This is a genomic window from Streptomyces roseoviridis, assembly GCF_039535235.1.
Classification (GTDB): domain Bacteria; phylum Actinomycetota; class Actinomycetes; order Streptomycetales; family Streptomycetaceae; genus Streptomyces; species Streptomyces roseoviridis.
Window position 1 is genome coordinate 1,337,708 of sequence record NZ_BAAAWU010000001.1, and the last position, 18,693, is coordinate 1,356,400.

At 73.2% G+C, this 18,693-nt stretch carries 18 protein-coding genes; 5 read left to right on the top strand and 13 right to left on the bottom strand.

Going from position 1 to position 18,693, the window contains the following annotated elements; genetic code table 11:
- Positions 1 to 148: 148 nt before the first annotated feature.
- The 3 genes from ABD954_RS06040 to ABD954_RS06050 all read right to left on the bottom strand — a co-directional run bounded on the left by ABD954_RS06040 (position 149) and on the right by ABD954_RS06050 (position 2,758).
- Positions 149 to 1,519, bottom strand: a complete 1,371-nt coding sequence (locus ABD954_RS06040; RefSeq protein ID WP_345484734.1) for a UL36 very large tegument protein — start codon at positions 1,517 to 1,519, stop codon at positions 149 to 151.
- A 77-nt stretch (positions 1,520 to 1,596) separates the two neighbouring features.
- Complete coding sequence (locus tag ABD954_RS06045; protein WP_345484735.1) at positions 1,597 to 2,037, bottom strand: PPOX class F420-dependent oxidoreductase; 441 nt, start codon at positions 2,035 to 2,037, stop codon at positions 1,597 to 1,599.
- Positions 2,038 to 2,506: 469 nt separating this feature from the next.
- Positions 2,507 to 2,758: a helix-turn-helix domain-containing protein gene (locus ABD954_RS06050; RefSeq protein WP_345484737.1), complete on the bottom strand. Its 252-nt coding sequence runs from the start codon at positions 2,756 to 2,758 to the stop codon at positions 2,507 to 2,509.
- A gap of 33 nt (positions 2,759 to 2,791) precedes the next feature.
- Here ABD954_RS06050 and map point away from each other — a divergent pair, with 33 nt between their 5' ends.
- Positions 2,792 to 3,559: a type I methionyl aminopeptidase gene (map, locus tag ABD954_RS06055; protein WP_345484739.1), complete on the top strand. Its 768-nt coding sequence runs from the start codon at positions 2,792 to 2,794 to the stop codon at positions 3,557 to 3,559.
- A 13-nt stretch (positions 3,560 to 3,572) separates the two neighbouring features.
- On the opposite strand, the gene ggt is transcribed toward map, so the two are convergent.
- Positions 3,573 to 5,366, bottom strand: coding sequence for a gamma-glutamyltransferase (gene ggt / locus ABD954_RS06060; protein ID WP_345491989.1), 1,794 nt, complete (start codon positions 5,364 to 5,366; stop codon positions 3,573 to 3,575).
- Between the two features lie 222 nt (positions 5,367 to 5,588).
- Between ggt and ABD954_RS06065 the strand changes: the two genes are divergently transcribed.
- Positions 5,589 to 6,320: a hypothetical protein gene (locus ABD954_RS06065; RefSeq protein WP_345484740.1), complete on the top strand. Its 732-nt coding sequence runs from the start codon at positions 5,589 to 5,591 to the stop codon at positions 6,318 to 6,320.
- Here ABD954_RS06065 and ABD954_RS06070 read toward each other — a convergent pair.
- Positions 6,274 to 7,557, bottom strand: coding sequence for a cytochrome P450 (locus ABD954_RS06070; protein ID WP_345484741.1), 1,284 nt, complete (start codon positions 7,555 to 7,557; stop codon positions 6,274 to 6,276). The genes ABD954_RS06065 and ABD954_RS06070 overlap by 47 nt on opposite strands.
- 122 nt (positions 7,558 to 7,679) lie before the next feature.
- Here ABD954_RS06070 and ABD954_RS06075 point away from each other — a divergent pair, with 122 nt between their 5' ends.
- From ABD954_RS06075 to ABD954_RS06085, 3 genes are all read left to right on the top strand, one after another.
- The gene (locus ABD954_RS06075; protein WP_345484742.1) at positions 7,680 to 8,939 is read left to right on the top strand and encodes a hypothetical protein; all 1,260 of its coding nucleotides are present in this window, start codon (positions 7,680 to 7,682) and stop codon (positions 8,937 to 8,939) included.
- A 75-nt stretch (positions 8,940 to 9,014) separates the two neighbouring features.
- On the top strand, positions 9,015 to 10,178 hold the full coding sequence (locus tag ABD954_RS06080; RefSeq protein WP_345484743.1) for a L,D-transpeptidase family protein: 1,164 nt from the start codon (positions 9,015 to 9,017) through the stop codon (positions 10,176 to 10,178).
- A gap of 120 nt (positions 10,179 to 10,298) precedes the next feature.
- The gene (locus ABD954_RS06085; RefSeq protein ID WP_345484744.1) at positions 10,299 to 11,852 is read left to right on the top strand and encodes an alpha/beta fold hydrolase; all 1,554 of its coding nucleotides are present in this window, start codon (positions 10,299 to 10,301) and stop codon (positions 11,850 to 11,852) included.
- 52 nt (positions 11,853 to 11,904) lie between these two features.
- On the opposite strand, the gene ABD954_RS06090 is transcribed toward ABD954_RS06085, so the two are convergent.
- From ABD954_RS06090 to pcaDC, 8 genes are all read right to left on the bottom strand, one after another.
- The gene (locus ABD954_RS06090; protein ID WP_345484745.1) at positions 11,905 to 12,765 is read right to left on the bottom strand and encodes an amino acid ABC transporter permease; all 861 of its coding nucleotides are present in this window, start codon (positions 12,763 to 12,765) and stop codon (positions 11,905 to 11,907) included.
- Positions 12,762 to 13,406 carry an amino acid ABC transporter permease gene (locus ABD954_RS06095; protein WP_345484746.1) on the bottom strand — a complete coding sequence of 215 codons (645 nt, stop codon included), beginning with the start codon at positions 13,404 to 13,406 and terminating at the stop codon, positions 12,762 to 12,764. Before ABD954_RS06095 ends, ABD954_RS06090 begins: the two co-directional genes overlap by 4 nt.
- A 20-nt stretch (positions 13,407 to 13,426) precedes the next feature.
- Positions 13,427 to 14,344, bottom strand: a complete 918-nt coding sequence (locus ABD954_RS06100) for a glutamate ABC transporter substrate-binding protein (RefSeq protein ID WP_345484747.1) — start codon at positions 14,342 to 14,344, stop codon at positions 13,427 to 13,429.
- Between the two features lie 13 nt (positions 14,345 to 14,357).
- Positions 14,358 to 15,110, bottom strand: a complete 753-nt coding sequence (locus ABD954_RS06105; RefSeq protein WP_345484748.1) for an amino acid ABC transporter ATP-binding protein — start codon at positions 15,108 to 15,110, stop codon at positions 14,358 to 14,360.
- 153 nt (positions 15,111 to 15,263) lie between these two features.
- Positions 15,264 to 15,698: a DUF6278 family protein gene (locus ABD954_RS06110; protein ID WP_345484749.1), complete on the bottom strand. Its 435-nt coding sequence runs from the start codon at positions 15,696 to 15,698 to the stop codon at positions 15,264 to 15,266.
- Between the two features lie 80 nt (positions 15,699 to 15,778).
- On the bottom strand, positions 15,779 to 16,558 hold the full coding sequence (locus ABD954_RS06115) for an exodeoxyribonuclease III (RefSeq protein WP_345484750.1): 780 nt from the start codon (positions 16,556 to 16,558) through the stop codon (positions 15,779 to 15,781).
- Positions 16,559 to 16,655: 97 nt separating this feature from the next.
- Positions 16,656 to 17,288, bottom strand: coding sequence for an MBL fold metallo-hydrolase (locus ABD954_RS06120; RefSeq protein ID WP_345484751.1), 633 nt, complete (start codon positions 17,286 to 17,288; stop codon positions 16,656 to 16,658).
- Between the two features lie 10 nt (positions 17,289 to 17,298).
- On the bottom strand, positions 17,299 to 18,564 hold the full coding sequence (gene pcaDC, locus ABD954_RS06125) for a bifunctional 3-oxoadipate enol-lactonase/4-carboxymuconolactone decarboxylase PcaDC (protein WP_345484752.1): 1,266 nt from the start codon (positions 18,562 to 18,564) through the stop codon (positions 17,299 to 17,301).
- Between the last annotated feature and the right edge of the window lie 129 nt (positions 18,565 to 18,693).

Here is an 18,693-nt window from a genome sequence, read left to right on the forward strand (position 1 = left end):
CGCCGGCCCTCTCCTGCCGGGAGGCGGCGTGCCACCGGGCGTCGCCGGTGCGGGAGGCGGCCTTCGCGCGGTACGGGGACAGGTCGCCGCGCGCCGGGTGGTGAGGGCTCCGTACGGGGCCTTCGCGCCGGTCCGTCGCACCGCCCCGTCAGGCCAGCCCCGCGACCCGCAGCGCGTGCCGCACGTCGCGGGCGCGTTCCGGGGAGACGGAGCGGGCGGCGGCCAGCAGCCCGGCGGTGAGGGCGGCGGGGCCGGCGTCCGGGCCCGCGGCGGCGAGCCGGGCGGCGTCCTCCGGCGTCCGGCAGCGGACGAAGGCGGTGAGCAGGGTCAGGGCCTCGTCGTGCCGGGACTCCGCGTAGAGGGCGGCGCAGGCCCCGGCCAGCTCCTCCACGGGCCGGGCCACGCCCTGCCGAAGCAGCTGTTCGCAGTCCTGAGGGCGGCCCGCGTCGGCCAGCGCCCCGGCGACGGCGGCCAGCCGTCCGGGCGGCAGGGTGGCGGCCTCCCACAGCAGCGTGGCCCAGTCGGCGGCGAGCCCGGCTGCGTGCAGCTCGGCGGCGAGCACCGGGAGCCACGCGGGCGGACCCGCGAGCGCCTCGCACAACAGCGCGTGTGCCTCGCCGCTGCGGCCCTGGGCGCGCAGCCGCCGCAGCGCGTGGACGGCGTTGCCCGCGGCCCGGGCGGCCCGCTCCGGATCCTCGGGCGCCTCCGGTGCGGCCGTCGTTCGTGCGGGCGCGGCGGACACCCCACCGAACCGCGCGCCGCGCGGTGCGGCGGCCGGAGCGGTGGGCGGTTCGGTCGCGGGCAGCCCGACCGGCAGGACCGGATCCGCGACCTCCAGCCCGGCGTAACGGGCTCCCCGGGGGCGGCGGAGGGCGGGGACGGGCGCGGCGGCAGTGACGGGGGCGGGCGCGGAGACGGGGGTGGGCGCGAGGGCGGCCTGTGCCGCCGGCGTCGCCGCTGCCGCACCCGGGTGGGGGCGGCCCGTCGTGCCGGCCGGCGCGCCGCCCCTGCCCGGCCGGCCGAGTCGGCCCTGGCCTTGTCGGTCGAGGAGGCCGAGGCGGTCGAGGCGGGCGTCGAGTTCGGCGATCCTCGCGCGGGCGCGGGTCAGGTCGTCGCGGGCCCAGGCGAGCGACGCGCCGTCCGGGTCCCGGTCCGGACGCGCGGCCAGGTCCCGGATGCGGGCCTGCGCGTCGTAGGCCGCGCGCTCCATCAGGTCCCGCCGCCCGGTGAGGGATTGCGCGCCGCCCGGGGCCCGGTCGTGGACGGCCGCGGCGGCGTCGTGCAGGGCGCGGCCCCGGAGGGCGAGGGGCCCGTCGGACGGTTCGCCGAGGTCCTGGAGCAGCGACGCGACGACGTCCCACGGCAGGATGTCCGTACCGTCGAAGCAGGCGCGCATGCCTTCCGGGTCGCGGGCGCGAAAGACGCCGTACCAGCCCTCGTCGGGGGCGAGCCGGCCGGCGAGCTCGCCCAGCCATCCTGTGAACGCCACGATCTCCGCCGGGAGTTGCCGCACCGCCATGCCCCACTGCCTTTCGGTCCGCCGCCACCGGCATTGGACCTCAGGAGTGTTACGGGACGGCTACGCAGGGTTTTCGGTCAGGCTCCCGTGAACCGCACGACGATGCCGGTGTGGGGCCGCTTGCCGAGGCGGGCGATCATGGCGGGCCAGTCCACGGCCCAGAACTGCCAGGTGTACTTGCGCGAGAGGAGCCGGCGCACGCGGCGCAGCTCCTCCCCCGTGACGAGCCGGGCCGTTCCCTCCACGCGGATGGCGCCCTCCGCCACGTTCCCGCGCACGTCGCAGACGGCGGCGACGACCCGGGGGTCGCGGCGCAGTCGCTTCACCTTCCAGGAGTCGGTGCGGGTCCAGGCGTACAGCTCGTCGCCCTCGACCGCGTACCAGACGGGTGTGGCGACGCCGGTGCCGTCCTTGCGGAAGGTGGTGAGGCTGACGTAGCGGCCGCGCCGCAGTTCTTCGGGCAGCGTCTCGGACTTCGCGCCAGGCTTCGTGTCGGACTGCGTGCTGTCGGGTTCCATGCCCGGAGCCTACGAGCAAAGCCGGCTCAGGTGTCGCCGTCGCAGCCGGCCCGCGCCTCGGCGATCCGGGCCTCGGCTATCCGCGGCCCGTGGGCGCGGGCCCAGGCGCAGGCGGTGTCGGGGGCGAGCGGGGAGCGGCCGAGGCCGGTGAGCGCACTTCGGCACGGAGGGGGTTCTCGTCGCGCCCGGTCCGGGAGACGAAGCCGTCGCGCTCCATGGCGCGCCGAGGGCGCGCCGCCCCTCGACCTGTCCCAGGACGCCCCGTCGACCGGCCGCTGCCGCACGTCGGTCGGCACGGCCCTCGACGGTCCGGGCCGCCTCGCCCCTCGGACCCGGCCCGGCCCTGCTCGACGAGGTCGAGCGCCCGTGGCACGGACGGGTGCGGCCGGCGGTGTCCGCACGAGACGGAAGGGCGCGCCGCCTGTGACGACCGGCGGAGGCACGCCCCGGGACACCGGCCTCGTCCCGGCTAGACGGGGACGAAGGCGCAGCGCGTCACCAGTTCGTCCATGGACAGGCCGAGGACGCCCGCGAGCGCGGCGACGGTGAAGAAGGCGGGGGTCGGGGCGCGGCCGGTCTCGATCTTGCGGAGGGTTTCCGCGGAGAGGCCGGCCGCCGCGGCGATCTCCGCCATGGACCGGTCGCCGCGCGCCTCGCGCAGCAGCCGGCCGAGGCGTTCGCCGCGCTCGTGCTCTTCGGGGGTCAGGGGTGTGCGCACCATGCCGCCCATTCTAATACCGGTATAGTAATTGGCATGGTGGAGATCAAGACGGACGAGAACCTGCTGCTCATGCGCGAGGCCGGCAGGGTGGTGGCACGGGCCCTGGAGGCCGTGCGGGAGAAGGCGGCGCCCGGGGTGACGCTCGCCGAGCTGGACGAGGTGGCGCGCGGGGTCCTGGCGGCGGCGGGAGCCGGCTCGCCGTTCCTGGGCTACCGGCCGGACTGGGCTCCCGTGCCCTTCCCGGCCGTGGTCTGCCTCTCGGTCAACGACGCGATCGTGCACGGCGTCCCGGACGACACGGCGCTCGCGGACGGCGACCTGCTGAGCGCCGACTGCGGGGCGGTCCTCGACGGCTGGGTCGGGGACGCGGCCGTCAGCTTCACGGTCGGCCGGGCCCGCCCGGAGGACACCCGGCTCGTCGACACGGCGTACGAGGCCCTGGAGGCGGGCATCGCGGCGGCGCGGGTCGGCAACCGGGTCGGCGACGTCGCGCACGCGATCGGCCGCGTCTGCCGCCGCGCCGGTTACGGCATCGCCGACGGCTTCGGCGGCCACGGCGTGGGCCGCACGATGCACGAGGGCCCGGACGTCCCCAACGAGGGACGCCCGGGCCGGGGCATGCCGTTGCGGCACGGCATGGTGATCGCGATCGAACCGATGCTGATCGGCAGCGGTGCCGACCACCACTACACGGCGCAGGACGGCTGGACGATCCGTACGGTCGACGGCTCGCGCGCGGCCCACACCGAGCACACCGTCGCCGTCACGGACGACGGTCCGCGCATCCTGACCGCCCTGTGATGACAGCGACCGGTCACGGCGCCGGCCTGACCACCATCGCCGAGCCGCCGCCCCTGCGGACCTTCTCCGCTGCCGCCAGCCACCGCCCGTCGGGCAGCCGCTGGACGCCGGTCGCCGCGCCGATCTCCGGGTTCTGCCGGAAGGCGTGGCCGAGCGCTTCGAGCTCCGCCCGCAGCGGGCTGTTCCACAGGTCCGGTTCGAGCTCGGTGGTGGGCTGGTTGCGCTGGCTGGCCCGGGGTGCGGCGATGGCGTCGACGAGCGGCAGTCCGCGGTCCACGACTCCGGTGAGGGTCTGGAGCACGGTGGTGATGATGGTGGCGCCGCCCGGCGAACCGAGCGCCAGCACCGGCCGGCCGCTCTTGTCGAGGACGATCGTCGGCGACATCGAGGAGCGCGGCCGCTTGCCCGGGCCGGGCAGGTTGGGGTCGTGCACGGCCGGGTTCGCCGGGGCGAAGGAGAAGTCGGTCAGCTCGTTGTTGAGCAGGAAGCCGCGACCGGGGACGGTGATGCCGCTGCCGCCCGTCGACTCGATGGTGAGGGTGTAGGCGACGACGTTGCCCCACTTGTCGGCGACGGTGAGGTGGGTGGTGTTCTCCCCCTCGTACGTCGTGGGGGCCGCGGTCCCGCCGCTCCCGCAGGGCACCGGGTGGCGCGGGTCGCCGGGCGGGAGCGGGCTGGTCAGGACGGCGTCGTCGCGGATCAGGCAGGCCCGGGAGTCGGCGTACCGCTGGGAGAGCAGTCCGCGCACGGGCACGTCCTCGAAGGCCGGGTCGCCCACCCAGCGTCCGCGGTCGGCGAAGGCGATCCGGCTCGCCTCGACGAAGCGGTGGAGGTAGCGGGCCTCGGGGGCGCGGGAGAGGTCGGTGCCCTCCAGGATGTTGAGGGCCTCGCCGACGCTGGTGCCGCCGGAGGAGGACGGCGCCATCGAGTAGACGTCGAGGCCCCGGTAGGACACCTTCGTGGGGCGGCGCTCGATGGTGTGGTACGCGGCGAGGTCGCCTTCCGTCAGGTCGCCGGAGCGGACGACGCGGGTGGCGCCCTCGCGGACCGGCGGGTGCCGGACGGTGTTCACGATGTCGCGGGCGAGCGGCCCTTCGTAGAGCGCGCCGACACCTTCCCGGCCGAGCTTCGCGTACGTGCGGGCGAGGTCGGGGTTCTTGATGGTCGAGCCGACGACCGGCAGCCGGCCCCCGGGGAGGAAGAGTTCGGCGCTGGCCGGGAAGTCGCGGAAGCGGGCCTCGTTGGCGGCCGTCTGGGCGCGGAAGGTGGCGTCCACGGTGAAGCCGTCGCGGGCGAGGCGCTCGGCGGGGCGCAGCAGAGTGCGGAGCGGTTTGCTGCCCCAGGCGTCGAGGGCGGTCTGCCAGGTGGCGGGGGTGCCGGGAGTGCCGACGCCGCGGCCGCTGGTCATGCCCTCCTCGAAGGGGATCGGCTTGCCGTTCTCGACGAAGAGGTTCGCGTCCGCGGAGGCGGGCGCGGTCTCGCGGCCGTCGATGGTGTGGACGGTACGGGTCTTCGCGTCGTAGTGGACGAAGTAGCCGCCCCCGCCGATGCCGGCCGAGTACGGCTCCGTGACGCCGAGGGCGGCGGCCACGGCGACGGCGGCGTCGACGGCGTTGCCGCCCTGGCGCAGGACCTCGACCCCGGCGGCGGAGGCGTCGGCGTCGACGCTGGCGACGGCTCCGCCCCAGCCGGTCGCGACGGGCACCTTGACCGGCGGCGCGGGACGCGGCGGGGCGGCCGTCGGCGGAGCGGCGGCGCCCACCGAGAGCACCGTGACGGCGACGGCCACGACCGACGCCTGCCGCACGGCGAAACGGCGCCCGGCGGGATCGCGCGGGGCGGAGCGGTGCGGTGCGGAACGACGCACGGCGGAATCGCGTACGACGGCGGAACGACGCATCCTTACCTCCAGTCGATGACCGTCCGCGCAGCGTAACTTCCGCGCCCGCCCGCCGTCAGGACCGCCTCGGACGCTCACCCGATCACCGGATCTCGAACGGTCACCCGATCGCCGATAGCATGCGCGCCCATGAACGAAGACCTGTGGAACGTCGTCCTCGGTGTCCTCGCCACCGGGATCAGCGGTTCCCTCGGCTGGCTGGCCCGCACCTCCGTCCTGCGGCGCCGACTCCGCAGGAAGCAGGCCTTCTTCGGCCTCCCGACCGGCTCCGAGTGCCTGCTGGTGGTGAACCGGCAGGCGGGCAACGAACGGGCCGTGCACGCCACCGACGTGTCGGCGCTGCTCGAACTCTCGGCCCTGATCAAGGACTGCGGCGCGCGGCTGCGGATCATCCAGCACGACACGGCCCGCCGGGGACTGGGCGAGACGACGGAATTCTGCATCGGTGGGCCCTACTCGAATCACCGCATGGGCGCCCACCTCGCCAACCTGCTGCCCGGGCTGACGATGAACGTCGACCCGGATCCGCGCGAGGACCGGGGCATGTTCACCGTCGGAGGCCAGAGCTACCGCGCCCAGTGGGGCACCACCGAGTACGTCGTCCTCGCCCGGCTGACGGGCGGCGAGGGCGAGCGGCCGCTGTTCCTGCTCTGCGGCCAGGCCGCGGTCGCCAATCAGGCGGCGGCCCGCCATCTGTCGCGTCACCACGAGCGGCTGGCGCGCACCCATGGACGCGACGGCACGTTCGCGCTGCTGCTGAAGGTCGTCAACTCCGACGCGTACGGCCCGGACGTCGTGGAGGTGGTCGCCGACATCACCCGCGAGGCGCGTACGGCTCCAGCCGGACCGGCAGCGACTTGATCCCGTTGATGAAGTTGGAGACGAGGCGCCGGGGCGGCCCGGTGACCTCCAGGCCGGCGCAGGACGCCCGTACCTCCTCGTAGAGGATCCGGAGCTGGAGCCGGGCGAAGTGGGCGCCGAGGCAGACGTGGGGGCCGTCGCCGAAGGAGACGTGCGGGTTGGGGGTGCGGGCGAGGTCGAGCCGGTGAGGGTCGGCGAAGACCCGCTCGTCGTGGTTGGCGGAGGGGTGGAAGACGACGACCTTGTCGCCGGCGGCGATCGGCACGCCGGCCAGCCGGGTGTCCCGGGTGGCGGTGCGGCGGAAGGACAGCACCGGCGGGTGGACGCGCAGCAGTTCGTCGACCGACGTGTCCATACCGATGTCTCCGGACCACAACGCGCGCCTGTCGTCCGGGTGTTCGGCGAGCGCGAGGAGTCCGCCGGGGGCGGCCGAGCGGACGGTGTCGTTGCCCGCGACGGTCAGCAGGAAGAAGAACATCTCCAGTTCCGCGTCCCGCAGTTCGCCGGTGGCGAGGGTCGTCATGATGTCGTCGGCGGGACGGGCGCGCTTGTGGGCGGCGAGTTCGCGCGCGTAGGCGAACATCTCGGCGAGCCGGGCGGGTGAGCGGGGGTTGACCGGACGTCCGGCAGCGTCGAGGACAGGCGGCTCGTCGGGGTCCTGGTAGGCGATGACCCGCTCGGTCCAGGAGTGCAGCAGCCCGCGGTCGCTCGCGGGCACGCCGAGCAGGTCGGTGAGGTTGAGCAGGGCGTAGTCGTCGGTGACGGCCCGCACGAGGTCCACTTCCGGACCGGACTCCCTGGCCGCGTCCAGGAGTTGACGGGCCCGGAGGCGCGCGGTGGCGGCGAACCGCTCGATCCGGCCCGGGGTGAAGGCCCGGCTGACGAGCCGCCGCAGCCGCCCGTGGTGGGGAGGGTCCTGGTTGAGCATCATCCGCCGGATGAAGGGCAGGTCGGCGGGGTCGGGGTCGCGGATCTGGGTGGCGCCGAGGTACGAGGAGAATCCGGCGGCGTCCTTGAGCACCCGTACGACGTCGGCGTGCCGCGTCACGGCCCAGAACCCCGGCCCGGCGGGCCAGCCGAGGAGCTCGTACTCCTCCTGGCGTGCGACGGGATGGTGGTCGCGCAGGACGCGGAAGCGGTCGTGCGGGATGCCGGCGGCGTAGAGCCGCGGGTCGAAGACATCGGGGACGGTCCGCGGTCCGCCGACGGCCTCGGGTGCCTCGCTCGTGTGCTCCACCGGCCCTCCCGTCGGGGTGAAGACGTCACCATCATGACAGGTCAGAGCCGTTTTTCGTAGGACGGAACGCACAGTTCGAGAGCCTTGTCCGGCCTGTGCCCCGACTCCCAGAATCTCCCTTCGTGCCTCACACGGAGGGCGCGGAGAGCAGGGGGAACGTGGCGGACACGGGAAAGACCGATCAGGACGCGGTGCTGCGGGCGCGGGTGCTGCTGCTGGGCGTCGAGCACCTGGGCACCTGGGAGCGCGTCTTGGCGTACCGGGTGCTGGCGCGGGTGAGCCCGCGGGCCTATCTGCCGCTGCTGGTGGACGCGTTGCTGGAGCGCGGGTACGAACTGGACGACCGGGAGGTGCGGGTTCGGTTGTTCGCCGAGGCGGCGGACGAGGCGCTGCGGATGGACGGCGACGTGTCCGAGGCGCGGGTGGGCCGCGCGCTCGGGGCCTGGGAACGCGCCCTGTTCGCCGCCGGCCGGCGGGCCGAGGGGCGTGCGGTGTGCGAGGAGCTGGCGGGGTCCGGGGCTTACGGGAGGCTCGCGAAGGTCCTGGCGGAGGAGGGCCGGCACGCGGAGGCGGCCGGACTGCTCGGCCGGCACCTCGGACAGGAGGGGACGGACGCCTCGGAGTGGGAACTGATCGAGTGGGCGGCCGAGCTCGATGCCGCCGGACGGCGGGAGGAGGCACTGGAGCTGTTCGCGCGTCTCGTGGCGGGCAGGCGGAGCGAGGCGGCGGCGGGCCGTGCTCCGCTGGCCTCGCTGGTGTGGCTGGTCGTCCAGCACGCCGGGATGCTGCGGGCGGCCGGGCGCGTGGCCGGGGCCGCGGCTGCCCGGCAGGAGGCGCTGACGGTTCTCACCCGGCTCGCGCGGGACGGGGAGCCGGTGAGCTGGAGCAACATCCAGGCGTGGTGGGTCACGCTGTTCCTCCTGTCGGGGCGGCCGGAGGAACCGGCGGCCACTCCGGCCGCCCCGATGCCGCCGTTCGGGGCCCATGTCGTCCACGGTTGGTCACCGGACGCGCGGGAGGGCTACCTCGCGTCGGTCCCCTCCCTGGAACGGGAGGTCGCCGCCCTGCGCGGGTCCGGTGACCTGCCCGCCCTGATCGCCGTCCACCGTCGCCTGGTCCTCCGTCGGGCACTGCGGTGGGAGACCTCCGGCCGTCGGGCGGCAGAGACGCTCCTGCCGTGCTTCGACGAGGGCGTCGCCCTCGCCCGTGGCCTCCCGGACGGCCATCCGGTCCTCGCGCGGGCCCTCACCGACCGGGCGATGTTCCTGCTCGCGGTCAAGCGGTACGCCGAGGCGCGACGGGACCTCGCCGAGGCCGTCGTGCTCCAGGGCGGCTCCGCCCGGCCCGTATCGCCCATGTCACATCCGACATCCGAGGAATAGGGCACATGTACGGAACCATCTCCGGTCGCCGGGACTCTCACCTTCCGTAAGAGATCACCACCGGAGGTCGTTCCCGTGAACCGCATACCCGTGCCCGCCCTGCTCGCCACCACCGCCCTGGCCCTCACGCTCGGGGCGTGTTCCGGCGGTCCGGGCGGGTCCGGGGCCGGCTCCGACCGGGCCGCGCCGTCGACCCGGATCTCGGTGAACCTGACCGGGCGACAGGCGGAGGCGGGCGCCCCGGTGGTGGTCACGCTCACCGAGGGGCCGCGGCTGCGGCAGGTGACGGTGACGGACTCCAAGGGCGGGAACCTGGCGGGGCGGGTGTCCGCCGACGGGAAGACCTGGACCTCCGAGCGGCCGGCCGCACCGGGCACGGCCTACGCGGTGGAGGCGCAGGACGCCGACGGCAAAAGCGCGAAGGCGGAGTTCGCCACGGCGGCGCCGGACAAGGTGAACAAGCTGACGCTGGCGCCCGGGAAGAACACCACGGTGGGCGTCGCGCAGCCGCTGTCGATCGTGTTCGACCACCCGGTGAAGGACAAGGCGGCGGTGGAGCGGCGGCTGAAGGTCACCACGTCCAATCCGACGGAGGGGTCCTGGGGCTGGATGCAGGACTGGTCAGGCAAGGACCGGGTGGACTGGCGGCCGAAGGAGTACTGGAAGCCGGGCACGAAGGTGACCCTGGACGCGGAGCTGAACGGCGTCGACTCCGGCAGCGGCGGCTGGTTCGTGCGCGACTACTCGACCACCTTCACGATCGGCCGGAACCAGGTCGTCGAGGTCGACCTCGACGGGCACCGGCTGAAGCTGCTGCGGGACGGGCAGGTGGTCAAGGACGTGCCCGTGTCGGCGGGTACGCCCGGCGGCGAGAAGGCGTCCTGGCGGGGGAAGACCGTCCTGATGTCCAAGGAGGGCACGATCAACATGCGCTCCGAGACCGTCGGACTGGGCGACGCCTACGACAAGATGGTCGACTACTCGATGCGGCTGACCTGGTCGGGGATGTACGCGCACGCGGCGCCGTGGAACGCGGCCTACTTCGGCAACGCCAACAAGAGTTCGGGCTGCGTCGGCATGAGCGACGCGAACGCCGCGGCCGTGTACGCGGCGGTGCAGGTCGGGGACCCGTTCGAGATCACCGGTTCCGACGCCAAGGGCACGCAGGCCCTGAACAACGGCTACGGCGAATGGAACCTGTCGTGGGCCGACTGGCAGGCCAGGAGCGCACTGCGCTGACAGGAACCGGCCAATCGTTACCCATGCGTAACTTACCGACCGGTTACCACGGGTAAGTCTCCCCGGTTACCGTCGGGTCACTTCACTGCCCCCCTCCAGTGAACCAGTGAGGAGTGACCCGTGCGCACTGCCCTGTCCCTCGCCGTCTCGGCCGCCCTCGTCGCCGGCACGGCGCTCGGGCTCGCCCCCGCCGCCCAGGCCGCCGACCAAGGCGCCACCCTCCGCTTCGTCGACATCGCCGGCGAGGGCGGCACGGTCCTCAAGGCCAACGTCGCCACCCCCGCCGGCGCCGACGGCTCCGTCCGCTACCCCGTGATCGTGCTGCCCACCAGCTGGGGCATGCCCCAGATCGAGTACCTGGCGCAGGCGAAGAAGCTCGCCGACTCCGGCTACGTCGTGGTCGGTTACAACTCGCGCGGCTTCTGGCAGTCCGGCGGCGAGATCGAGACCGCGGGCCCCAAGGACGTCGCCGACGCCTCCCTCGTCATCGACTGGGCCCTGGCGAACACCCCGGCCGATCCGGCGAAGGTCGGCATGGCCGGCGTCTCCTACGGCGCCGGCATCAGCCTGCTCGCCGCCGCGCACGACAAGCGGATCAGGGCGGTCGCCGCCCTCAGCGGCTGGGCCGACCTCATCGACTCGATCTACAGCGGCCGCACCCAGCACCTCCAGGCCGCCGCCCTGCTCGGCGGCGCCGGATACCTCACCGGACGGCCCGGCCCCGAACTCCGCCAGATCCTCGGCGACTTCCTCTCCTCCAACCTGGAGAAGGAGGACGAGATGATCGCCTGGGGCCGCAAGCGCTCCGCGGTGACCTACGTCGACGCCCTCAACGCCAACCGCCCCGCGATCATGCTCGGCAACGCCTGGGGCGACACCGTCTTCCCGCCCAACCAGTTCGCGAGCTTCTACGAGAAGCTCAACCTTCCCAAGCGCCTGGAGTTCCGCCCGGGTGACCACGCCACCGCCGAGGCCACCGGCCTGCTCGGCCTGCCCAACGACACCTGGACCAGCACGCAGCGCTGGTTCGACCACCACCTCAAGGGTGCCGACAACGGCGTCGACCGCGAGCAGCCGGTCCGCCTCAAGCCGCGCTCGGCCGCCGGCTACGAGGGCTACGCCGACTGGAAGTCGGTGGGCGCCGACCGGCGGAAGTTCATGCTCGGCGACTCCGAGCACGTGTGGGCGAACGTCGACTCGGGCGCCAACGGAGGCGTCGTGATGCTCTCCAACCTCCTGGACCAGTTCCTCCAGGCGCCGCCCGTCGCCTCGATCCCGCTGCTGCCCCGCTCCTTCGCCGGCGTCTGGCAGTCCGAGCGCCATGACGCCCCGCAGCGCGTGCGCGGCACGGCGCGGCTGCACACCACGGTCACGCCCACCGCGTCGAGCGGCACCTTCGTCGCCTACCTGTACGACGTGGGCCCGCTCGGCCTGGGCAAGCTGATCAGCAACGCCCCGTACACCTTCCACGGCAAGGTGCCCGGCAAGCCGTTCGCCGTCGACCTGGAGCTGTTCTCGACGGCGTACGACGTGCCGGCCGGGCACCGGCTCGCCCTGGTCGTGGACACGGTCGACCCGCTGTACATCGAGCACAACCCGACCGGCGCGCAGCTGACCTTCTCCTCCCCCGCGGCCGACCCGAGTTACGTGTCGGTACCGCTGCGGGAGGAGTGATCACCGGCTGCTGCCGGGCGGGCAGGGCCCGTGCGGGGGTCCCGTGCCCGGGCTACTCGCGGCCCGGCAGCAGCGTGGCCGGTTCGGCGGGGGCGATGTCCGTGGCCCTGGTCTTCGGGCTGCGCCGCTCCCGCTTCGCCACCCACGTGGCGAACCAGGAGAGCAGCACGCACATCCCGATGTAGATCGGCGAGATCACCATCACCACCGGGATGAAGGGCAGATCGTAGTCGAGGTCGGAGGCGATCAGCTTCCCCGCGTGCAGGAACTCCTCGTAGGTGATGAGGAATCCCAGCGAGGTGTCCTTCAGCGCCACCACCAGCTGGCTGATGATGGCGGGCAGCATCGCCCGCAGCGCCTGCGGCACCAGGACGTACGTCATCACCTGCGTCTTGCGCATGCCGAGCGCGTACGCCGCCTCGCGCTGGCCGCGGGCCACGGCGTTGACGCCCGTACGGAAGACCTCGGCGAGGACCGAGCCGTTGTACAGGGTCAGTCCGGCGACCAGGGCGGGCAGCGGCTGGACCTTGAGCGCCACGAAGATGAAGAAGATAATCACCAGGACGGGCATGGCCCGGAAGAACTCCACGAACAGGGTGGCGGTCCAGCGGAAGACCCGGTGCTCGGAGAGCCGGCCGGTGGCGAGGACCGCTCCGAGCGCGAGGGAGAGCACCGAGGCGTACGCGAAGGCCTTGAGGGTGTTGCCGAGCCCGCGCAGCAGCAGTTCCTGGATTCCCTCGTACGCGAAGGGCGACCATTTGGCGGCGGTGAACTGGCCTGTGTCGAAGAGGAGGTACAGGACCCAGGCCGCGATGCCGAGGATCGCGAGGGTCGAGACGAGGCCGTAGAGCAGGTGCCGGCGGCGGGTGCGGGGCCCCGGGACGTCGTAGAGCGCGGTGGAGGCATGGGTCATCGGGCGACTCCCCAGCGGCTCTCCAGGAGGTGGAAGAGCGCGCTGATCGCGAGGGTGATGATGAGGTAGCCGACGGCGATCCAGACGAAGGTCCAGATGATGTTGTAGCCGAGCTCGCTCAACGTCTTGTAGGTGCCGAGGAGTTCGGTGACGCTGAACGCCCCGGCGATGGCCGAGTTCTTGGCGAGGGCGATGAGGGTGGAGCCGATCGGCGGGATCACCGAGCGGAAGGCCTGCGGCAGGATGACGCTGCCGAGGGTCTGGGCGAAGGTCATGCCGAGGCTGCGGGCGGCCTCGCCCTGCCCGAGCGGGACGGTGTTGATGCCCGAGCGCAGCGCCTCGCAGATGAAGGCGGAGGTGTAGCAGCCGAGCGCGAGGACCGCGAACAGCTCGAAGGGCAGCACGATGCCGAAGCGGGGCAGGCCCAGCATCACCGCGAAGAACAGCAGGGTGAGCGGGGTGTTGCGCAGCACCGTGACCCACACGGTGCCCAGCACCCGCAGCGAGCCCACCGGCGCGACGCGGCAGGAGGCCATGAGGAAGCCGAGGGCGAGGGCCAGCAGCGAGGCGTAGACGGTGAGTTCGAGGGTGCCGAGGAACCCGTCGCCGTAGGTGGAGAAGTTGTCCGTCAGGACGTCCATGGGGTGGCGGTGCTCCTTCCTCAGCTCGCCGGATAGCGGTCGATGGGGGGCGGCGTCGGGGCGGGCACCCCGGAGAGGCCGAGGGTCGCGTCGTAGGCCTTCTTCCAGTCGCCGTTCTTCTCGTGGGCCGCCAGGGCGTCGTCGAGGGCGAAGCGCAGCGCGGTGTCGTCGCGCGGGACGCCGATGCCGTACGGCTCCTTGGAGAACGGCTTCCCGGCGATCCTGAGTTCGTCGGGGACCTTGGCGGCGTAGCCCATGAGGATCGTGTCGTCGGTGGTGACGGCGTCGACCTGGTAGGTGAGCAGGTTGTCGACGCAGACGGAGTAGGTGTCGTACGCGACGAGGTCGGCCTTCGGGTACTCCTTCTGGATGCGCTGGAACGGGGTGGAGCCGGCGGCCGAGCAGACGCGCCTGCCGTCGAGGTCCTCGGGGCCGTGGATGCCGTCCTCGTCGGTGCGGACGAGGAGGGACTGGCCGGCCATGTAGTAGGGGCCGGCGAAGCCGACGAGCTTCTTGCGGTTGTCGTTGATGGTGTAGGTGCCCACGTAGTAGTCGATCTGGCCGTTCTGCAGGGCGGTCTCACGGTTGGCGGAGGCGATGGTGCGGAAGCGGATGCCGGCCGGGTCGAAGCCGAGGGAGGCGGCCAGCATCCGGGCGATCTCGATGTCGAAGCCGGAGTAGGTGCCCGTCGCGGGGTCCTTCTCGCCCATGTAGGGCTGGTCCTCCTTGGCGCCGACGACCAGGTGCCCGCGCTGCTTCGCCCGCTTCCAGGTGGGCGAGTCGGGCAGGGTGAAGCCGGACCGCACCTGGTAGACGGGGAGCCGGCCCGGCGCGGGGCCCTTGACGGGCGGGCTGCCCTCCTTGCCGCAGCCGGCGCCGGTGAGGACGGCGGCCACCAGGAGGGCCAGCACGGCGAGGGTGCGTCGCGTACGCTGCATGCTTCCGGTCCCCTCAGTGCGTGAGGATCTTGGACAGGAAGTCCTTGGCCCGCTCGCTGCGCGGCGCGGTGAAGAAGTCCTCGGGCGTGCGGTCCTCGACGATGCGGCCGTCGGCCATGAACACCACGCGGTGGGCGGCGGAGCGGGCGAAGCCCATCTCGTGGGTGACGACCACCATCGTCATGCCCTCCTCGGCGAGCTGCCGCATGACCTCCAGGACCTCGTTGATCATCTCCGGGTCGAGGGCCGAGGTCGGTTCGTCGAAGAGCAGGGCCTTGGGGTCCATGGCGAGCGCGCGGGCGATGGCGACCCGCTGCTGCTGGCCGCCGGAGAGCTGGGCGGGGAACTTGTCGGCGTGCGCGGCGAGGCCCACCCGGTCGAGGAGCTCGCGGGACCGTCGGTCCGCCTCCTCCCTGCGGCGCCTGCGGACCTTCGTCTGGGCGAGGGAGACGTTGGCGAGGACGGTCTTGTGCGCGAAGAGGTTGAAGGACTGGAAGACCATGCCGACCTCGGCGCGCAGCCGGGCGAGTGCCTTGCCCTCCGAGGGCAGCGGCTGTCCGTCGATCAGGATGTCGCCGGACTCGACCGCCTCCAGACGGTTCACGGCCCGGCAGAGCGTCGACTTCCCGGAGCCGGACGGGCCGATGACGACGACGACCTCCCCTCGGCCGACGGTGAGGTGGATGTCCCGGAGGACGTGCAACGTGCCGTAGTGCTTGTTGACGCCCCGCAGTTCGATCAACGGATCGCGATCGACGACGGCCATGTCTGCCCTGCCCCCTGTGTTCTCCGCTGGTGTCGAGGTCAGCGCAAACTATCCAGCAGAAAAAGGGACTTCACGCCCGACACGCATGAAGGGGTGATAAGCCGTATTTACTGCAGAAGGGGCATGGCGGGGCTTGATGCCCCCTGGCAGCGGTCAGAACTCGGCGGCCTCGGCATAGACCTGGGCGAGCTGGGGCGTCCCGGTGGTGGCCCAGTCGAGCCCCGCCTCCACCACGTTGATCTCCCGTCCCGAGGCGAGCAGCACCACGGGCTGGCCGTCCGGACGCAGACGCCAGCCGGCGCCGGGCACGGTGCGCACGAGGACCGTGCCGAGGTAGAGCCCGGCGTCGTTGCCGACCCAGGGCAGCTCCTCGGGGTCGTCCCGCCAGCGGGGCGGGAGCTGGTCGAGCGCCGCGAGGGAGCGGGGCGTGTCGTCGAGCTCCACTCCGGCCTCCTGGGCGCGGGCCCTCAGCAGCTCGCACTCGGCGAGCAGGTCCGCCGCCCCCTGCGGATCCCGGTCGAAGGCCGAGACCAGCGGGGACGCGACGTCGTGCCGCTTGAGCCAGTTGTCCAGGAACGGGATGTTCATCCGACCAGCCTGGCACCCCGCTCCCCCGGGCACCACCCGGCACGCGGAGATCGTCCCGCCGCCGGGGCCCGGGCCGTGGGTCAGACGTCGAGGTCGACGACGACCGGGGCGTGGTCGGAGGCGCCCTTGCCCTTGCGCTCCTCGCGGTCGACGTAGCCGTCCTTGACGGCGTCCGCGAAGGGCTTGTTGCCGTAGACCAGGTCGATGCGCATGCCCCGGTTCTTCGGGAAGCACAGCTGGCGGTAGTCCCAGTACGTGAAGGGGTGGTCGTACTTCAGCGGCCGCGGCACCACGTCGCTCAGACCCGCCTCGCGCAGCCCCGCGAGCGCGGCCCGCTCCGGCTCGGTGACGTGGGTGGCACCCTCGAAGAGGGAGATGTCCCAGACGTCCTGGTCGGTGGGGGCGATGTTGAAGTCGCCGAGCACGGCGAAGGGGCGCTCGCCCGCCGCGTCGTCGGCGACGGCCGCCTTCAGCGCCTCCAGCCAGCGCAGCTTGTACGCGTAGTGGTCGTGGGCGACCTCGCGGCCGTTCGGCACGTAGACCGACCAGACGCGGACGGGGCCGCAGGTCGCGGAGATCGCCCGCGGCTCCTGGACGCCCTCGTAGTCGGGACCGCCGGGCAGGCCCGTGACGATGTCCTCCAGGCCGACCCGGGAGACCAGGGCGACCCCGTTCCACCGGCCGGTGGCGTTGACCACCGACTCGTACCCCAGCTCGCGCAGCTGCTCGGTGGGGAACTGCTCGGCGGTGCACTTGGTCTCCTGGATGCACAGCACGTCCGTGCCGCTGCTCTCCAGCCAGGCCAGGAGCCGCGGCAGCCGGGCGGTGATCGAATTGACGTTCCAGGTGGCGATGCGCATGAGCGCAAGCCTAGCCGGGGGGTGTGACAACGGGCCGCCGTCGGCTCCCGAGCCCCCGCCGGGCGTCGCCGGCCCGGCGGGACCGGGGAGCGGCCCCCTAGAGCTCCGTGGAGGTGCCGGGGGCGAGCCGGCGGTGGTCGGTGCCGGCGAGGGCGCCGATCTGGCGGTCGTAGATCGGCCGGGCCAGGTCGGTGAGCAGGGCGTCGTGGATGTCGTAGGCGCGGACCGGCTTGACCTCCCGCACGTACTCGATCACCTCGGAGATCTTGTTCCACGGGGCCATCACCGGGAGGAAGAGGGTCTCCACGGGCCGGTCCGGCACGGTGAGGGCGTCCCCGGGGTGGAAGACGGACCCGTCGACGAGGAAGCCGACGTTGGTGATGCGCGGGATGTCGGGGTGGATGACGGCGTGCAGCTCGCCGTGGACCTGGACCTCGAAACCGGCGGCGGTGAAGGTGTCGCCGTGGCCGACGGTGTGGACGCGGCCCGGGAAGGCCGCCGCCAGCTGCTCGGCGACGCTCCGCAGCGTCCACACCTCGGCGGCGGGGTTCGCCTCCAGGGCGGCCCGCAGCCTTCCCTCGTCGAAGTGGTCGGGGTGCTCGTGGGTGACGAGGAGGACGTCCGCGCCGAGCGCGGCGTCCTCCTCCGTGAACATCCCGGGGTCGATGACGAGCGTCCGTCCGTCCTTCTCCAGGCGGACGCAGGCGTGGGTGTTCTTCGTCAGCTTCACGGCCCGCAGCCTACGCCTGGGGCGTGGTCTCCTCCGCGACCACACGGCCGACCACCCGCAGTGCGCTCTCGGCCGCGGGCAGGCCGCAGTAGACGGCGGTCTGGAGGAGGATCTCCCGCAGCTCGTCCGGGGTCAGACCGCTGCGCAGCGCGGCCCGGGTGTGGTCGGCGAGGGCTTCGTGGTGGCCGCCGGCGACCAGCGCGGCGAGGGTCACGGCACTGCGGGTGCGCCGGTCGAGGCCGTCCCTGCTCCACACCTCGCCCCAGGCGTAGCGGGTGACGAGGTCCTGCAGGTCGCTGCCGAAGTCGTCGGCGAGCGCCGCGTCGACCCGGGCGTCACCCAGGAGCTCCCGGCGCAGCTTGATCCCCGTCTCGTACGGGTCGGGGCGCGGCTCCTCCTCCTGGGCCGCGGCCGGGGCGGGGGCGGTGCCGTCGGCCGGCAGGAGGGGCGCGGAGACCGGCGGGACGGGCGGCGCGTTCAGCGCGCCGGTGGAGTCGTGGACGATCTCGGCGAAGTGGCCGGTGAGCAGTTCGGTGACGGCGGCGGGCTGCTCCACGGGCGCCAGGTGGGAGGCGCCGGGGACGACGGCGAGCCGGGCGTCGGCGATGCCGGCGACGAGGGTACGGGCCTCGGCCGGGCCGGTGACCCGGTCGTCGGCGCCGACCAGGACGAGGGCGGGCACGCCGATCCGGCCCAGGGCCTCGCGGACGTCGAAGACGGCGAGGGCCTCGCAGGCGGCGATGTAGCAGCCGGGGTCGGTGGCGCGGACCATCTGGACGGCCCAGTCGACGATGGCGGGCTGGGCGCCGGCGAAGGCGGGGGTGAACCACTGCTCGGGCGCGCTGCGGGCCATCGGCTCCAGGCCGTTGGTGCGCACGATCACGCCGCGCTGGCGGAACTCGTCGGCGGTGCCGAAGCGGGGCGAGGTGGCGACGAGGGCGAGGGAGGCGACCCGCTGCGGCGCGCGCAGGGCGAGGTCGAGGCCGATGGCGCCGCCGAGGGCGCAGCCCGCGTAGCAGAAGCGCTGGACGCCGAGCTCGTCGAGGGTCGCGAGCAGCCGGTCGCCGAGTTCGGCGACGGAGGCGGCCGGGTGGGCGGGGGCGCCGCCGTGCCCGGGCAGGTCGAAACGGACGACGCGCCAGCTGCGGGAGAGCTCGGGTATCTGGCGGTCCCACATGTGCCAGGTGGTCCCCAGGGACGGCCCGAGGACCAGGACCGGAGCGTCTTCTCGCCCGTCGGAGCGGTATTGCAGGGTGTTCGTCGGTGTCTCACTCACCCGCGTGACCCTCTCATCTCTCACAATCTCTCACATCGCCGGGTCGAACCTACTGAACTTGAACTCGTGATGTCGGTCGACCCGTGGTGGCGGCGTCAGGGTCCGAGACGTCGGCTGTTACCGGCTCGG